The sequence below is a fragment of the Streptomyces triculaminicus genome, assembly GCF_017349075.1.
Classification (GTDB): Bacteria; Actinomycetota; Actinomycetes; order Streptomycetales; family Streptomycetaceae; genus Streptomyces; species Streptomyces triculaminicus.
Map to the genome: position 1 here is coordinate 981033 of NZ_JAFMOF010000004.1, position 18517 is coordinate 999549.

Sequence of the window (18517 nt, forward strand, 5' to 3'; positions counted from 1 at the left end):
GGGGCGGTTGCGGGGGACGTTCGCGGTCAGGGCCGCGTGAACTCCTCATCCAGCATCTGGAACATCTCTTCCGCCGTCGCCGCGTCGAGGCTGTCCGGTTCCGCCGTCGGCTCCACCGCCGACTTCCAGCCGGAGAGCAGGGACCGCAGTCGTATGGTGATCTCCTCGCGCCCGGCGTCTTCGGCGCCGACGTCCCGCAACAGGGCTTCCAACCGGGACAGTTCGGCCAGGGCTGTCGCCGAAGCGGTCCGCTCCTGCGGTTCCAGTGCGGTCCGCAGGCGCTCCGCGAGGGCACTGGCCGTGGGGTGGTCGAAGATGAGCGTGGCGGGCAGCCGCAGCCCCGTGGCACCGGCGAGCCGGTTGCGCAGTTCGACGGCGGTGAGGGAGTCCAGGCCGAGTTCCAGGAAGCCGCGCTCGCTGTCGACGGCGCCTGCGGAGGCGTAGCCAAGGACAGTGGCCACCTGCCCGCGCACCAGGTTGAGCAGGATGCGCCTGCGGTCCGCTTCGGTGCCCCGGGCCAGCTGCGCGTGCAGGGCGGGCACCGATTCGGTGCCGGCCGACGAGGTGCGCCCGGTGCGCGGCGCGGGCGGAACCAGCCCCCGCAGCAGAGGCGGGACGTCGGCCGAACGGCCTCGCAGCGCGGCCGGGTTGAACGCCATCGGCACGACGGCCGGCTCGCCGGTGGCGCAGGCCGCGTCGAACAGTGCCATGCCGTCGGCCGTGGGCAGCGGTGTCATGCCGGAGCGCATCAGCCTGCGGACGTCGGCCTCGGTCAGTTCCCCGGTCAGGCCGGTGCGCTGCGCCCACGGTCCCCAGGCCAGCGAGGCCCCGGGCAGGCCGTGCGCGGCTCGGTGCTGGGCGAGCGCGTCGAGGAAGATGTTGGCCGCCGCGTAGTTGCTCTGCCCTGCTCCGCCGAGCACGCCCGCCGCCGAGGAGAACAGGACGAACGCGTCCAGCTCCATACCCTCGGTCAGCAGGTGCAGGTTCCAGGCGCCGCGTAGCTTGGGGGCGAGTACGGCGTCGAGGCGCTGCGGTGTCATAGCGGCGAGGACGCCGTCGTCGAGGACGGCGGCGGTGTGCACGACCGCGCGCAGCGGATGCGCGTCGGGTATCTGCCCGAGGGTGTGCGCCAGGGCGTCGCGGTCGGCCGCGTCACAGGCCACCACAGTCGCTTCGGCACCCAGTTCGGCCAGCTCCGCCACGAGTTCGGGAGCACCGGGTGCGGCCGGGCCGCTCCGGCTGGTCAGCAGCAGGTGCCTCACGCCGTGTGCGGTCACCAGGTGCTTGGCGAGCTCGGCGCCCAGGGTGCCGGTCGCACCGGTGATCAGTACGGTGCCGTCGCCGCCCAGGACGGTGTCCTTCCGCCGGCCGGAGTCCGGCATCGGCACCCGGGTGAGGCGAGGGGCGTGGGCCCGGCCGGCCCGCAGGGCGAGCTGCGGCTCTCCGGTCCCGGCCCCCGTCTCTCCGGCCGTCCCGGTCCCGGCCTCGATGGCGTCCGCGACGGCCGCCAGGGACCGTACGTCGTCGTCGACGTCCAGCAACAGCAGCCCGGGGTGCTCCGACTGCGCCGAGCGCAGCAGGCCCCACACCGGTGCGGTCGCCAGGTCGATCGCCTCGTCGCCGGTGACGGCCACCGCGTGGCGGGTCACCACCACCAGCCGGGCGGAGGTGAACCGCTCGTCGGCCAGCCAGTCCTGGATCAGCTCGAGCGCCCGGTGCACGGCGTCCTCCGCCGCCGGTACGAGCGCGTCGTCGTCGACCGATCCCCCGGTTCCCCCGAAGCATTGCGCGACCACCACGTCGGGCACCTGCGTGCACTCGGCGAGCGTGGCGTGGACGGGCACCGGTTCCCCGTCGTCCGCCGTCAGCATCGTGGCCAGCCCCCACGCGTCCGCACCGAGCAGCGCCAGGCTGCGGGGTGCTGCGGCGGTGGGCAGGTCGAAGGCGGTGCCCCAGTCGACACGGAACAGTGAGTCTCCGCCCGATCCGCGGCGCAGGCCCGCGAGTTTTGTCGCTACGGGACGCCGGACGAGGGACCGCACCTCCATGACCGGCTGCCCGATGTCGTCCGTGATCGTGACCCGGATCGCGCCGTCGGCCTGGGCGATCCGTACGCGCACCGTGGTCGCACCCGAGCGGTGCAGGTGGACACCCTGGAAGGAGAACGGCAGCTCCACAGGCCGCTCACCGGTCTCTCGGGCCGCCGCGTCAGTCTCTTCGGACGGCTCTCCGGGCGTGTGCAACAGACCCATTCCGTGCAGGGCGGCATCCAGCAGCGCCGGGTGCACACCGAATCCGGCGGCCTCCCCGTGCAGCGCCTGCGGCAGGTCCACCTCGGCGTATACCGCGCCGTCGTGCCGCCAGGCGGCCCGAAGCCCTTGGAACGCGGGCCCGTATCCGTATCCGAGGTCCGCGACGGCCCCGTAGAAGCCGTCGATCGCGACGGCCTCGGCCCCCGCGGGCGGCCACTGCGTGCCCGGCGCCTCCTGGGGCTTCCCGACGGGCGCCAGGGTGCCGGTGGCGTGCCGGGTCCAGGGCGCACCGCCGGTACCGCCACCGAGCGTATCGTCCGGCTCCGGCTGTTCCGGTCGCGAGTAGATGTTCACCGGGCAGCGCCCGGACTCGTCCTGCGGGCCGACCACGACCTGCAGCTGGACGCTGTCCCGCTCGGTCAGCACCAGGGGCTGTTCCAGGGTCAGTTCCTCGGCCTGGCGGTGCCCGACCTCGTCGCCCGCCGCGAGCGCGAGCTCCACGAAGGCCGTGCCGGGCAGCAGGATCGTGCCGAGTACCGCGTGGTCGGCCAGCCAGGGCTGGCTGCGCACGGAAAGCCGTCCGGTGAGCACCGTGCCCTCTCCGTGGGCGAGCGGTACCGCGGCCCCGAGCAACGGATGCCCGAGGGCCCCGAGTCCGGCAGCCGACACATCGCCCGCGCCTTCCTGCGCCAACTCCAGCCAGTAGCGGCGGCGCTGGAAGGCGTAGGTCGGCAGGTCGGTGAAGGTGGCGTCCTGTCCCTCGAGGAAGGATGCGACATCGAGCGGCAGGCCGTGGGCGTGCCCCTCGGCCGCCGAGAGGAGGAAGCGGTCCAGACCACCCTCGTCACGACGCAGGGTGCCGAGCGCGACCACGTCCGGGACGTCCAACTCCTCAACCGACTGGGTCAGGACCGGGTGCGCACTGATTTCGACGAAGAAACGGAAACCATCCTCCACCAAACGGCGAACAGCAGGCTCGAAATGAACGGTCTGAGAAAGGTTGCGATACCAGTACGAACCATCCATCACCGTGGTGTCCAACCACTCACCGGTCACCGTGGACAACAACGGCACCGATCCCGCACGAGGCTCGAGCCCCTCGAGGACAGTGGCCAGCTCTTCCTCGATCAGAGCAACCTGACGCGAGTGCGACGCATAGTCGACAGGAACCCGCCGCACACGGACACCCCCCGCCTCAGCCGCCGCCAGGAACTCGTCCAACGCCGCCGACTCACCAGCCACAACCGTCGAACGCGGCCCATTCACAGCAGCCACCGAAATCCGCTCACCAAAAGGCTCCAGCAGCACACCCACCTCACCCGCGGGCAACGCCACCGACACCATGCCCCCACGCCCAGCCAACGCCGTAATAGCCCGACTCCGCAGAGCCACCACCCTCACAGCATCCGCCAGCGACAACACCCCCGCCACATACGCAGCAGCAATCTCACCCTGCGAATGACCGATGACGGCATCCGGCACCACACCCACCGAACGCCACACAGCAGCCAACGACACCATCACCGCGAACAACGCAGGCTGCACCACATCAACCCGCTCCAGCGACGCAGCACCCACCTCACCACGCAACACCGCCAACAACGACCAATCCACATGTACGGCCAACTCCCGCGCACACGCCTGAACCTCCGCCGCAAACACCGGCGACGACTCCAGAAGCCCACGAGCCATACCCACCCACTGCGAACCCTGACCAGGGAAAACAAACACCGTCTTCCCCTCCCGCACACCACCCTCAACAACCCACCCACTGGGCTCACCAGACGCCAACGCACCCAACCCGTCCAGGAGCCCCTCACGCCCACGCCCCACCACCACCGCACGCCGCTCGAACAACGAACGACCCAAAGCCAGCGAATACGCCACATCGACAGGGCCCACCTCCGGACGCACCTCCAGGTGCTCCCGCAACCGCCCCGCCTGCGCACGCAACGCCTGGTCCGTACGTCCCGACAACACCACCGGCACCAGCGCGTCGCCGTCCGCCGCACCGGAGTCCCGCACAAGCCCCTCCGCCGGCGCCTGCTCCAGGATGACGTGCGCATTCGTGCCCGTACCACCGAACGCGGACACCCCCGCGCGCAGCGGCCGGTCCACTTCCGGCCACGGCCGGGCCTCCGTCAGCAGTTCCACCGCGCCCGCCGACCAGTCGACGTGCGGCGTCGGCTCGTCCACATGCAGCGTCTTCGGCAGGACACCCTCACGAAGCGCCATGACCATCTTGATGACACCGGCGACACCGGCGGCGGACTGGGAGTGTCCGATGTTCGACTTGATGGAGCCCAGCCACAGGGGCCGTTCGGCGGGCCGGTTCTGGCCGTACGTCGCCAAAATGGCCTGCGCCTCGATCGGGTCGCCCAGCGTGGTGCCGGTGCCGTGCGCCTCGACGGCGTCGACGTCGGCCGGTTCCAGGCCGGAGTTGACGAGCGCCTGCCGGATCACCCGCTGCTGCGAGGGTCCGCTGGGCGCGGTCAGACCGTTCGACGCGCCGTCCTGGTTGATCGCCGTACCGCGCAGGACCGCGAGTACCCGGTGCCCGTTGCGGCGCGCGTCGGACAGCCGCTCCAGGGCGAGCATGCCGACGCCCTCGGCCCATCCGATGCCGTCCGCGCCGGCCGCGAACGGCTTGCAGCGGCCGTCGGCGGCCATCCCGCGCTGGCGGCTGAACTCCGTGAACGACACCGGTGACACCAGCGCCGCCACGCCGCCCGCCAGGGCGAGGTCGCACTCGTTCTGGCGCAGCGCCTGGCAGGCGAGATGGATCGAGACCAGCGATGACGAGCAGGCGGTGTCGACCGTGACCGCCGGGCCCTCCAGGCCGAGCGTGTACGAGACCCGGCCCGACACGGCGGCGGTTCCGGAACCGAACAGGAAGAAGCCTTCCGTTTCGCCGCCCGGCTTGCCACCGACTCCGTACCCGACGAAGGACGTACCGACGAACACTCCGGAGCGGGAGCCCTTGAGGGTGCGCGGGTCGACGCCCGCCCGCTCGACGGCCTCCCAGGACGATTCGAGGAGCAGCCGCTGCTGCGGGTCCATCGAGAGGGCCTCGCGGGGCGAGATCCCGAAGAATTCGGCGTCGAACTCACCGATGTCGTGGACGAATCCGCCTTCCCGGACGTACGAGGTTCCGGGGTGGTCGGCATCGGGGTGGAAGAGCCCCTCGAGGTCCCAGCCCCGGTCCTCGGGGAACGCGCCGATCGCGTCGACCTCGTCGGTGACCAGCCGCCACAGGCCGTCCGGGGAGTCGACGCCGCCGGGGTAGCGGCAGCTCATGCCGACGATGGCGATGGGTTCGTCGCTGAGGTCGGCGGCCTTGACGGCGGTGGTGGCCGTCTCGGCGCGGCCCAGGAGTTCGCCGAGGAGGTGGTCGGTGAGGGCGAGGGCGCTCGGGTGGTCGAAGACCATCGTCGTGGGCAGCTTCAGCCCGGTCACCTCGCGCAGCCGGTTGCGCAGGGCCACGGCGGTCACGGAGTCGAAGCCGAGGTCCCGGAAGGCCCGGTCGGGTTCGATCGCCGCCGGATCCTCGTATCCGAGGGCGGCCGCCGCCTGTGTGCGCACAAGTACCAGGAGGTGCGGGGCGCGTTCGACCTCCGGGAGGGCCCTGACCTGCTGGGCCAGTGCGGAGGTCGCACCGTCCGTCCCGGTCGCGTCCGGACCGTCGAGCGCGGCGCGCACCTCGGGGAGGTCCTCGATCAGCGGGCGCGGGCGGGCGGCGGTGAAGCCGGGGGCGAACCGCTCCCAGTCGATGTCCGCGACGGCGACGAAGGTCTCGTCGGCCTCGAGGGCCTGTTCCAGTGCGGCGATCGCCAGGCGCGGGTCCATCGGGCGCACCCCGCGCCGCGCCAGGCTCTCGGTCGCGGCGGCGTCCGTCATGCCGCCGTCGGCCCAGCCGCCCCACGCGAGCGCGGTGGCCTTCAGGCCCCGGTCGCGACGGTGCCGGGCGAGCGCGTCCAAGCGGGCGTTGCCCGCCGCGTACGCGGCCTGCCCCGCCCCGCCCCAGACGCCCGCGCCGGACGAGAACAGGACGAAGGCGTCCAGCTCGGTGCCGGCCAGCAGCTCGTCGAGGTGCTCGGCACCGGCCGCCTTGGCGGCCGTGACGTCCGCCAGTTCGTCCAGGCCGATGCCGGTCAGGGCGGTGGACTGGGCTGTTCCGGCGAGGTGGAAGACCGCGTCGAAGCGGTGCCGGGCGACGAGCCCGGCCACGGCCTCGCGATCGGATACGTCGCATGCCTCCAGGACGACTTCGGTGCCGAGTGCCGTCAGTTCGGCCGCGAGGTCGGCGGCACCTGGGGCGTCGGCGCCCCTGCGGCTGGTCAGTACGAGGCGGCTCGCGCCCCGGTCGGCCAGCCAACGCGACACGTGCCCGCCGAGGGCACCCGTACCGCCGGTGACCAGGACCGTACCGCGCGGGCTCCACCCGTCGGCGGCGGGCTCGGACAGCGCGGCGCGCACCAGTCGGCGGGCGAACAGGCCGGAGGCGCGGACCGCGAGCTGGTCCTCGGAGCGGAACCCGGCCAGCGCGGCCGCCAGGCCGCCCCAGATCCGTCCTTCGGTACGGTCGTCGCCCTCGCCGAGGTGCGACGGGAGGTCGATCAACCCGCCCCACTGTTGGGGGAATTCGAGTCCGGCGACCAGGCCGAGGCCCCACACGGCCGCCTGGCCGGGACGGCGCAGCGGCTCGGTGCTGCCGACCGAGACGGCGCCCGTGGTCAGCAACCACAGCGGTGCCCGCACCTCGGCGTCGGCCAGCGCCCGCACCAGGGCGAGGGTTCCCGCCAGGCCGGCGGAGATCTCGGGCCGTGCCGGGTGCGGAGCCTCGTCCAGGGCCAACAGGGACAGCACACCGGCGAGCTCGGGAACGGCGCGCAGTCGTGCGGCCAGCGCGGCGGAATCGTCGAGGTCGTCCCGGGCGACGGTGTGCGTGACGACGTCGGCGCCCGCCTCCGTCAGCCGGGCCGCGCACCGCTCGGCCGTGCCGCACCCCTCGATTCCGGTAAGGAGCAGCCATGTACCGGAGAGTTGGGGACGAGCAGGGCCGCTGACCGGCCGCCAGCTCACGTCGTACCACCAGCCGTCCGTGGGCGACTGTGCGCGCCGGGTCGCGGCACGCGGTGCGTCGGCGGGCTCCAGCCAGTAGCGCCGGCGCTGGAAGGGGTAGGTGGGCAGGTCGGTGAAGGTGGCGTCCTGTCCCTCGAGGAAGGATGCGACATCGAGCGGCAGGCCGTGGGCGTGTCCCTCCGCCGCCGAGAGGAGGAAACGCTCCAAGCCACCCTCGTCACGACGCAAGGTACCCAGCACGACCACATCGTCGGCCTCGAGCTCCTCGACCGACTGCGTCAGCACCGGATGAGCACTGACCTCCACGAAGAAACGGAAACCGTCCTCCACCAGACGACGCACAGCAGGCTCGAAATACACGGTCTGCGCAAGGTTGCGGTACCAGTACGAACCATCCATCACCGCCATATCCAGCCACTCACCCGTGACCGTCGACAACAACGGAACACACGCAGCACGAGGCCGAAGCCCATCAAGAACCGCGGCTAGCTCCTCCTCGATCAAAGCCACCTGACGCGAATGAGAGGCGTAATCGACAGGAATCCGCTTGGCACGAATCCCCTCGCTCTTCGCAGCACTCAGGAACTCCTCCAGAGCCACCGACTCACCCGCAACCACAGTGGAGCGCGGTCCGTTGACGGCAGCGACAGAGATCCGCTCCCCGTACGGCTCCAGCAGCACACCCACCTCACCAGCAGGCAACGCCACCGAGACCATGCCACCCAACCCCGCCAACGCCGTAATGGCCCGGCTCCGCAAGGCCACCACCCTGACCGCATCGGCCAGCGACAACGCACCCGCCACATACGCAGCAGCAATCTCACCCTGCGAATGACCGATGACGGCATCCGGCTCGACACCGGCCGAACGCCACACAGCAGCAAGCGACACCATCACCGCGAACAACGCAGGCTGCACCACATCAACCCGCTCCAGCGGCGCAGCACCCTCCTCACCCCGCAGCACCGCCATGAGCGACCAGTCCACATAAGGGGACAACTCGACGGCACACGCCTCCGCCTGCGCCGCGAACACCGGCGAAGACTCCAACAACTCACGGGCCATACCCACCCACTGCGAACCCTGGCCAGGGAAGACAAACACCGTCTTCCCCTCCCTCACACCACCCTCCACAACCCTCGCAGCGGGCTCACCAGCAGCCAGCGCACCCAGAGCGTCAAGAAGCTCCCCACGCTCACGGCCCACCACCACCGCGCGCCGCTCGAACAACGAGCGGCCTGCGGCCAGCGAATACGCCACGTCAACAGGCCGCGCCCCCGGATTCGCCTCCAGGTGCTCCCGCAACCGCGCAGCCTGCGCACGCAGAGCCTCACCACTGCGCGCGGACAGCACCACCGGCACGACACCACCCACAGCCGGCATCGCACCGGAGTCCCGCACCAGCCCCTCCGCCGGCGCCTGCTCCAGGATGACGTGCGCATTCGTACCGCTCATGCCGAACGCGGAGACGCCTGCGCGGCGCGGCCGGTCCACCTCCGGCCACGGCCGGGTCTCGGTCAGCAGTTCCACCGCGCCCGCCGACCAGTCGACGTGCGGCGTCGGCTCGTCCACATGCAGCGTCTTCGGCAGGACACCCTCACGAAGCGCCATGACCATCTTGATGACACCGGCGACACCGGCGGCGGACTGAGTGTGTCCGATGTTCGACTTGAGCGAGCCGAGCCACAGCGGCCGGCCCTCCGGCCGGTCCTGCCCGTACGTCGCGATAAGCGCCTGGGCCTCGATCGGGTCACCGAGTTCGGTGCCGGTGCCGTGTGCCTCCAAGACGTCCACGTCGGCGGGGCCCAGGTGCGCGGAGGCCAGCGCTTGCCGGATCACGCGCTGCTGGGCCCGGCCGCTGGGCGCGGTGAGGCCGTTGGACGCGCCGTCCTGGTTGATCGCCGTGCCGCGTACGACCGCGAGCACCTGGTGGCCGTTGCGGCGCGCGTCGGACAGCCGCTCCAGGAGCAGCATGCCGGCGCCCTCGCCCCAGCCGGTGCCGTCGGCGCCTGCGGAGAACGCCTTGCTGCGGCCGTCGCCGGACAGGGCGCCCGCCTGGCTGCTGTCGATGAACATGCCGGGGTTCGGCATCACGGTGACGCCTCCGGCCAGGGCCATGGAGCAGTCGCCCTGTTCCAGGGCGCGGACCGCCAGGTGCAGGGAGACCAGCGACGACGAGCAGGCGGTGTCGACGGTGATGGCCGGACCCTCGAAGCCGAAGACGTAGCCGATGCGCCCGGACAGGACGCTCGTGGAGGCGCCGGTCAGGAGGTGGCCGCGGCCGCCCTCCGGAATGTCGTACCGGCCGACGCCGTAGCCGGACGTCGCCGCGCCGACGAAGACGCCGGTCTGGCTGCCGCGCAGCGCGTGCGGGTCGAGCCCGGCGCGTTCGAAGGCCTCCCACGAGGTCTCCAGGAGGATCCGCTGCTGCGGGTCCATGGCGACGGCCTCGCGCGGGCTGATCGAGAAGAAAGCGGGGTCGAACTGCGGGGCGTCGTACAGGAAGCCGCCTTCGTAGGCCTGCCGCCCTTCGGACGTGGCGTCCGCGTACATGCCGGAGACGTCCCAGCCGCGGTCCGCCGGGAAGTCGGAGATCGCGTCGACGCCGTCCAGGACGAGCCGCCAGAGCTCGTCGGGCGTGCTGACGTCACCGGGGAACCGGCAGCCCATGCCGACGATCGCGATCGGCTCGTCCTCCTCGCGCGACACGCTGGGGGCGTGCGCGGCGACCTCGTCCCGCCGCCCGAGGAGTTCCCGGTGGAGGTGGTCCGCGAGGGCGGTGGGGGTGGGGTGGTCGAAGACGAGGGTCGGAGGCAGGCGGGTGCCGGTGGTGGCGTTGAGGCGATTGCGGAGCTCGACGGCGGTGAGGGAGTCGAAGCCGAGTTCGGCGAAGGCGCGGTGGGCCTCGATGGCGTCGGGGCCGCCGAAGCCGAGGACTGCGGCGGCTTCGGTCCGTACGAGGGTGAGCAGGAAGCGCGCCCCTTCGGCCTCGCCGAGGGAGGACAGCCGCTGTACGAGCCCTGCGGCCCCTTCGGTACGGGCCGTGCCCGCGGCGCGCCGTACCGGGCGGACGAGGGAGCTCAGCAGTGGGGGCAGTACGTCGAAGAGGCCGGTGAGGGCCTTGATGTCCAGGTCGACCGTGACGGGGGCGGGCGCGGGTGCGCGGAGTGCCTGGTCGAGGAGCGCGAGCCCGTGTTCGGCTGTGAGGGGGCGCAGTCCGGTGCGCTGGATGCGGTCGCGGTCCGCGTCGCTGAGCTCGGCGAGCATGCCGCCCGTGGTGACCTGCGCCCAGGGGCCCCAGGCCAGCGAGTGGGCGGCGAGGCCGTGGGCGCGGCGCTGCGCGGCGAGGCCGTCGAGCAGGGCGTTGGCGGCCGCGTAGTTGGACTGGCCCGGCGAGCCGAGGACTCCGGCGACCGAGGAGTACAGCACGAACAGGGAGAGGTCGAGGTGCGCGGTGAGCTCGTGCAGGTGCAGCGCGGCATCGGCCTTGGGCGCGGAGACGCTCTGCAGGCGGTCGGCCGTCATGGACTCGATGACGCCGTCGTCGAGGACGCCGGCGGTGTGGACGACGCCCGTGAGGGGGTGGTCGGCGGAGACGGTGCCGAGTACGGCGGCCAGTGCCGCCCGGTCGGAGACGTCGCAGGCCGCCACGTCGACCTCCGCGCCCATCTCCCGTATCTCGGCGACGAGTTCGCAGGCGCCGGGCGCGTCGATGCCCCGGCGGCTGGTCAGCAGGAGATGACGTACGCCGTGTTCCGCGATCAAGTGGCGGGCGAGGAGGCCGCCGAGCGCGCCCGTGCCGCCGGTGATCAGGACGGTGCCGTCGGCGTCGATCGGGCGCGGCAGGGTCAGGACGTTCTTGCCGATGTGCCCGCCCCGGCCCATGAGGCGGAACGCGGAGACGGCTTCGCGCAGGTCCCAGGCGCGGACGGGCAGGAGGTTCAGGTCGCCCTGCTCGAAGAGCCGGACGAGGTGGGTGAGCATGAGCTGGAGCCGGTCCGGTCCCGCGTCGAAGAGGTCGAAGGCCTGGTAGGTGATCTGCTCGGCGAACGTGTCGGACGAGGCGAACGAGCCGGCGTCCCGCAGGTCCGCCTTGCCCATCTCCACGAACCGGCCGCCCCTGCCCAGGAGCCGGGCGGAGGCGTCGATGTAGTCACCGGCCAGGGCGTTGAGGACGACGTCGATGCCGCGCCCGCCCAGCGCCTGCCGGAAGGTGTCCTCGAAGGCCAGGTCGCGGGAGGAGGCGATGCGCTCGCCCGGCACACCCAGGTCTTCCACGACGCCCCACTTGGGGGTGCTGGCGGTTGCGTAGACGTCGGCGCCCAGGTGCTGGGCGATCTGGACGGCGGCCATGCCGACGCCACCGGCGGCGGCATGCACGAGCACGGACTCGCCGCGCCGGAGTCCGCCGAGGTCGACCAGCCCGTAGTAGGCGGTGAGGAAGACCATCGGGACGGACGCGGCCTGGGTGAAGGTCCACTGCTCCGGCATGCGCGCGACCAGCCGCCGGTCGATCACGGCGACCGGCCCGAACCCGCCGCTGAGCAGGCCGAAGACCCGATCGCCGACCTTCAGGTCCGTGACGTCGGCAGCCACTTCGAGGACCACGCCCGCGCCCTCGGATCCCATGAGGGCGGTGGCGTCGGGGTAGGAGCCCAGGGCGATGAGGACATCGCGGAAGTTGACGCCGGCGGCGCGGACTCCGATGCGCACCTGGCCCGGCGCGAGCGCGGGGACGCCCACCGGAACCGGTGCGAGGTCCTCCAACGCACCGCGCTCCGAGCCCTGGAGCCGCCACGCCGTGCCGTCGCGGACCGGGTCCGGCAGGCACAGGCCGCCGCCGCCCTTGACCAGGCGTGCCCCCAGCAGGGCGCCGTCACGGACGGCCAGCTGACCCTCGCCGGACGCGGGGGCACCGGCCACGGCGCCCCAGGAGGCGGGCGCGTGGTCCGTGTCGACCAGGAGCAGACGGCCGGGGTGCTCGGTCTGGGCGGAGCGCACCAGTCCCCACGCGCCGGTGGCGGCGAGGTCGGTGACCGTGGCACCGTCGCCGGTGTCGACGGCGCCACGGGTCACCACGGCGAGCGGAACACCGTCGAAGCCGTCGTCGGCGAGCCACTCCTGGAGGACCGCGAGGACCTCGGCGGTGGCCGCCCCGGCGACGGGCAGCACCACCACGTCCGGTACCGCGTCGGCCAGTTCGGCCGCATCGCGCACGGTACGCACCGCCACACCGGCGGCGGTCAGACCCTCGGCGGCACCGAGCGCGTCCTCGCCCAGGACCGCGACGCGCGGGAGTTCACCCCCGGGGGCGGGCAGCCTGACCCACTCCACGCGATGCAGTCCGTCGACCTCCGCCGCCGCGCCCGCCAGCTGGGTGGCGGCCACGGGGCGCACCGTGATGCCCTCGACGGAGACGACCGGCGCCCCGGCGGCGTCCACGCCGTGCACCGAGATCCCGCCCGCGTCGGACGGGGAGATCCGGACCCGGAGCTCGGAGGCCCCGGAGGCCCACAGCGAGACGCCCGACCAGGAGAACGGCAGCCCGGCCTCGCCGCCGGCCCCGTCCACCGCGCCCGCCGCGGCCGCCTGCAGGGCGGCGTCCAGCAGGGCCGGGTGGATGCCGAACCGTGCCGCCTGTGCCTGCTCCCGCTCGGGCAGCCGCACCTCGGCGTAGATGTCGCGCCCGACGACCCATGCGGCACCGACGCCGGAGAAGACCTCCCCGTACGCCAGCCCGCCGTCGGCCAGGAACTCGTAGAGCCGCTCGGGCCGTTGCTCCCGTGCGTCGGGCGGCGGCCACGCGGAGAAGCCCTGGAAGCGCGCGTCCTGGGCGGCCGGCGGGGCGGCGGGGGCGAGAGTGCCGCTGGCGTGCCGGGTCCAGGGGAGGTCGGACCAGCCGTCGTCGGAGCCGGTGTGCTCGACGCGCCCGTACACGGCGAACGTACGGCGCCCCTGCTCGTCCAGGGTGTCGACGGTGACCTGGAGCTGGACGGCCCGGTCTGGCGGGAGGACGAGCGGGGTTTCGAGGATCAGCTCGTCGAGGTGTCCGCAGCCCGCCTGGTCGCCCGCCCGTACCGCCAGTTCCACGAAGGCGGTGCCGGGGACGACGACCTGGCCGTGCACGACGTGGTCGGCCAGCCACGGGTGGGTGGTCCGGGACAGCCGCCCGGTGAAGACGGATCCCTCGCCGCCGGCGAGGGCGACTCCGGCGCCGAGCAGGGGATGCCCCATCACGCCGAGGCCGACGGCACTGACGTCGCCGGTCCTGACCGTGCCCCGGGGCCAGTACCGCTCGCGGAGGAAGGCGTACGTGGGCAGTTCCACGACCCGTCCGCCGTACGGGGCGAAGAAGGCGGCCCAGTCGACGTCGGCCCCCTGCGCGTAAGCGGTCGCGAGCGCGCCGCACAGCACCTCGGTCTCGTCACGGTCGGTGCGCAGGACGGGGACGGCGACGGTGTCGACGGACTGCTGGGCCATGGCGGTCAGGACGCCGTCGGGGCCCAGCTCGAGGAGGGTTTTCACACCCCGGCCGTGCAGGTACCGGACGCCGTCGGCGAAACGGACGGCTTCGCGAACGTGGCGGACCCAGTATTCGGGGGTCCGGATCTCGTCGGAGTCGGCGAGCTCGCCGGTGACGTTGGAGACGATCGGGATCTGCGGGGCGTGGAAAGTCACCTCACGTGCTACGGACCCGAATTCATCGAGCATCGCGTCCATGCGCGGCGAGTGGAAGGCGTGCGAGACCGTCAGCCGCTTGACCCGCCGTCCCTGCTCACGCCACATCGCCTCCAGGTCCGTCACAGCATCCGTGTCACCGGAGACGACGAGCGAGGCGGGCCCGTTGACCGCCGCGATGCTCACCTGGCTCTCGTACGAGGCCAGCGCCTCCGCCACCTCGGACTCCTCGCCCTCGACAGCGAGCATGGCCCCACCGGACGGCAGCGCCTGCATCAGCCGGCCGCGCGCGGCGACCAGCGTGCACGCGTCGTCCACCGACAGCACACCCGCCACATGCGCGGCAGCAAGCTCCCCGATCGAATGCCCCAGCAGGAAGTCGGGCGTGACACCCCAGGACTCGAGGAGCCGGAAGAGAGCGACCTCCAACGCGAAGAGGGCCGCCTGCGTGTAGGCGGTCTGGTCGATCCACTCCCCGTCACCGAAGAGGACCTCACGCAACGGACGCTCCAGCCGGGAGTCCAACCGCTCCGCCACCGCATCCAACGCATCCGCGAAGACAGGGAACGCGTCATACAGCCCCCGGCCCATCCCGGCCCGCTGCGCCCCCTGCCCCGTGAACAAGAACGCCGTCTTCCCCGGGCTCGCCACCCCGCTGACGGTACCGCCGGGGCCGCTGCGGCCCTCGGCGAGCGCGCCCAGCCGCTCCGCCAGCTCCTCGCGGCCACCGGCCAACACCACGGCCCGGTGCTCCAGCGCCGCCCGTGTGGTCGCCAGCGACAGCGCGAGATCGGCGGCCGTCAGGTCCTTGCGCTCCGTCACAAAGGCGCGCAGCCGCTCCGCCTGGGACCGCAGCGCCGCCTCGGACTTCGCGGAGACGACGTAGGGCACGACGGACGGCGGCGGCACGGACGGTGTGTCCGCCGCCGCGAGCTCCGGCTCCGGCGCTTCCTCGATGATCACGTGTGCGTTCGTCCCGCTGACCCCGAACGAGGACACACCCGCCCGCCGGGGCGTCCCGGTGCGCGGCCAGGCCTGCTCCTCGGTGAGCAGTTCCACCGCTCCGCCGGTCCAGTCGACCTCGGGTGTCGGCTCGTCGACGTGCAACGTGCGGGGCAGCACCCCGTGCTCGAGCGCCTTGACCATCTTGATCACACCGGCGATGCCCGAAGCGGACTGGGTGTGGCCGATGTTGGACTTGAGCGAGCCCAGCCACAGCGGTCGGTCCGCGTCGCGGCCCTGGCCGTAGGTGGCGAGCAGCGCCTGTGCCTCGATCGGGTCACCGAGGGTGGTACCCGTGCCGTGCGCCTCGACCGCGTCCACGTCGGACGTCGACAGCCGGGCGTTCTCCAGAGCCTCCAGGATGACGCGTTGCTGCGACGGGCCGTTGGGGGCGGTCAGGCCGTTGGAGGCGCCGTCGGAGTTGATGGCGGAGCCGCGGACGACCGCCAGCACCCGGTGGCCGTTGCGGCGGGCGTCGGAGAGGCGCTCCAGGAGAAGCATGCCGGCGCCCTCGGCCCAGCCGGTACCGTCGGCGGCGGCGGCGAAGGACTTGCAGCGGCCGTCGGCGGCGAGACCGCGCTGGCGGCTGAACTCGGTGAAGACGGCGGGTGTGGACATCACCGTCACGCCGCCCGCCAGCGCCAGCGAGCACTCACCGACGCGCAGCGCCCGCGCCGCCAGGTGCATGGCCACCAGCGACGACGAGCAGGCGGTGTCGACGGTGACGGCAGGGCCTTCGAGTCCGAAGGAGTACGCGATACGGCCCGAGGCCACCGCGGTCGCGCCACCGGTCAGCAGATAGCCCTCGCTGTCGTGCGCGGAGCCGTCGAGGAGGGCCAGGTAGCCCTGGTCGTTCGTACCGGCGAAGACGCCCGTGCGGCTGCCGCGCAGCGCGGTCGCATCGATCCCGGCACGCTCGAACGCCTCCCAGGAGGTCTGCAGCAGCAGTCGCTGCTGCGGGTCCATGGCGAGTGCCTCGCGCGGCGAGATGCCGAAGAAGGCCGGGTCGAAGTCCGCGACGTCGGTGACGAATCCGCCCTCGCGCACATAACTGGTGCCCGCCTGCTCGGGGTCGTCGTCGAAGAGCCGGGACAGGTCCCAGCCGCGGTCGTCGGGAAAGCCGGATATCGCGTCCCCGCCGGCGGCGACGAGCCGCCACAGATCCTCGGGCGATGCCAGGCCCCCCGGATAGCGACAGCTCATGCCGATGATCGCGATCGGCTCGGCGTCCCTGGCCTCGATGTCCTGAAGCCTCTTACGGGTCTGCCGGAGGTCGGCCGTCACCAGCTTGACGTAATCGCGCAACGTCTCTTTGTCTGCCATGTACGTCAACCTCTTGTCAACGGCTTGTCAGCGGGTTTTTCCTGCGGCTCTGGTCAGCGGGCTCGGATTAGGCTGCCGCGACGGGAAACTGCAACATGCCGCGCACGATGTAGGAATTCCGGCGTCGAACGGGTGCGACCTGCCGGAGATCCGGAAGTCGTTTCGCCACGGCGGTCATGGCCACTTCCGCCTCGATGCGGGCGAGCGTGGCACCGAGGCAGAAATGCATTCCCATGGAGAAGGAGAGAACTTCCGGCTCTCCCCTTCTGGTGGTGCTTCTGGTGATGTCGAAGCGGTCGGGGTCGTGGTACGCCTCGGGGTCCCGGTTGGCCGCGCCGGCGCAAATGGCCAGTTCGGTGTCGGCGGGCAGGAACACGCCGCCCAGCTCCAGGTCCTCCTGGACGATCCGCCGGTACTGCTGGACCGGGGTCTCGTACCGCAGCGTCTCCTGCACGACGCCGGGCGCCAGGCTCACGTCGTCCTTGAACATCGCCCACTGCTCGGAGTGGCCGAGCAGGGTCGCCGTGGCGTTTCCGATGAGGTTCACCGTGGTCTCGACCCCGGCCAGGATCAGGAATGTGCACAGCGCGATCAGTTCGTCGAGCGAGAGCGTGCCGTCGTCGAGCGCGGGGAGCAGGTCACTGATCATGTTCTCGCCCGGATTCTCCCGGACCAGCACGACGATCTCGCCGAACACCCTGGCCGACTCGTCGATCGCCTGCAGCACGTCGTCCGCGACCTCCGGGGACGCGTCGCCGTCCATGAGGTGCGCCATGCGCCGAGTCAGGCGGAACGCACTGCGCCAGTACTGCTCGGGAATACCCAGCAGTTCGCTGACGACCCGTACCGGCAGCTGCTGGGCGAAGGCCGTCATGAAGTTGAACTTGCCGCCCTTGGCCAGGATCCGGTCGATGAGCTCGTCGACGTACTCCTCGACCCTCGACCGCCATTTCTCCATGCGGCGCGGATTGAACGTGGGAGCCGCGAGTTTCCGCAGCCGGGTGTGGTTCGGTGGGTCCTGGCCCAGCATGGAATTATCGAACTCAATGGCCTCCGGGGCCTTTTCACCGTTGGTCAGGCGAACTCCGAACCGCCGGTCCCGCAATATCTTTCCGGCCACCGCGTGCCGACCGGTCACCCAGGTTCCAATGGCGCTCCTGTAGAGTGGCCCCTTTTCCCGCAGCTGCGCGTAGAGGGGACCCGGATCCTCCGGCACGCCCAGCAGAAGCGCATACGGGTCACCCTGCTGCGCCGCGGAGCCGAGAAAGGCGTTCCACACCTCACGACGCGCCTGCTCCCGCTGACCCGCACCCCCTGCCATCACCGCTCCCCTGCCCGAAATCGAGGCCAAAGTCGATAAACCCGCCGTACCCTAACCAGCGAGAAACCCCTAACCACAACCCTTAGCCATCCCCTAACCGCGGACGCGATGACGGAGGCATTCGAAGGTCGGAACGGCAGGAGTGGCTCATCGGGGCCGTACGGCCTGCCCCGGGGACCGTCCGGCAAACCGCCTCAGAGCCCTTTTAGGGGTCTAGGGGGCATGACGGTGCGCCACCCCGCAGTTTCGCCACGGTATGGATCCCCGCCGCCGTCGGTTCTACCGTGGGGGTCCGGCACGGCATTCGGTCCGGCCGACTCCTTGCCCGGTGCTCTCTGCGAGGTCCGACACGGAGGTCAAGCATGCGCAGTCAACCGGCGCCCGGCGTGAGCGTCAACATCGGCACGGACGGCTGCCTGGAGCTGCGGTCGGATTCGACCGTACGCCCCGGCGTCTACCGCTGGGCTCCCGTGTGCACGGCGATGTGGATCGCCTTGCGCCAGCACGACGGCGACGTCGACGCGGCGGCCCGCACGCTCGCCTCCCAGTGGGGCACCGCGCCGACGGACACCCGTGCGGACCTGGGAATCTGGGTGGACGAACTCCGCGATGCGGGACTGGCGTACTGACGGAGGACGCATGCCGGGGCCTCTCCTCCCCGGGCACCCCCTAATTCTGGAACGGAATCCGCCCCCGCGACAGCCTCCCTCCGCCCGCGCTCCTTTTCCGCTCTAGCGGGACTACGGGTCTGGCTCCCGGTTCGGCTAGGGGTCCCGCTGTGGCAGCGCCAGCAACCCTTGAAGTGCGGTGAGCAGTGGTCACGTCGGCCACACGGACGTCACGGCGACAGCCGGTCAAA

General features: G+C 71.8%; 3 protein-coding genes. 1 reads left to right on the plus strand and 2 read right to left on the minus strand.

Translation table 11 applies throughout. The annotated features are described in order from the left end of the window. Nucleotides 1–26: 26 nt before the first annotated feature. Both J1792_RS34635 and J1792_RS27505 read right to left on the minus strand, forming a co-directional pair. Nucleotides 27–16337 (minus strand): type I polyketide synthase, encoded by a 16311-nt coding sequence (locus J1792_RS34635; protein WP_242646628.1) that lies wholly within the window; start codon nucleotides 16335–16337, stop codon nucleotides 27–29. Between the two features lie 67 nt (nucleotides 16338–16404). Then, on the minus strand, nucleotides 16405–17658 hold the full coding sequence (locus J1792_RS27505; protein WP_086571439.1) for a cytochrome P450: 1254 nt from the start codon (nucleotides 17656–17658) through the stop codon (nucleotides 16405–16407). Nucleotides 17659–18020: 362 nt separating this feature from the next. Here J1792_RS27505 and J1792_RS27510 point away from each other — a divergent pair, with 362 nt between their 5' ends. Further along, nucleotides 18021–18287 (plus strand): hypothetical protein, encoded by a 267-nt coding sequence (locus tag J1792_RS27510; protein WP_086571437.1) that lies wholly within the window; start codon nucleotides 18021–18023, stop codon nucleotides 18285–18287. The last annotated feature ends 230 nt before the right edge of the window (nucleotides 18288–18517 follow it).

Bases quoted from the DNA above. Each gene is read 5' to 3' on its own strand.
- J1792_RS27505 (WP_086571439.1), bottom strand. From the start codon at position 17,658: ATGGCAGGGGGTGCGGGTCAGCGGGAGCAGGCGCGTCGTGAGGTGTGG.
- J1792_RS34635 (WP_242646628.1), bottom strand. From the start codon at position 16,337: ATGGCAGACAAAGAGACGTTGCGCGATTACGTCAAGCTGGTGACGGCC.
- J1792_RS27510 (WP_086571437.1), top strand. From the start codon at position 18,021: ATGCGCAGTCAACCGGCGCCCGGCGTGAGCGTCAACATCGGCACGGAC.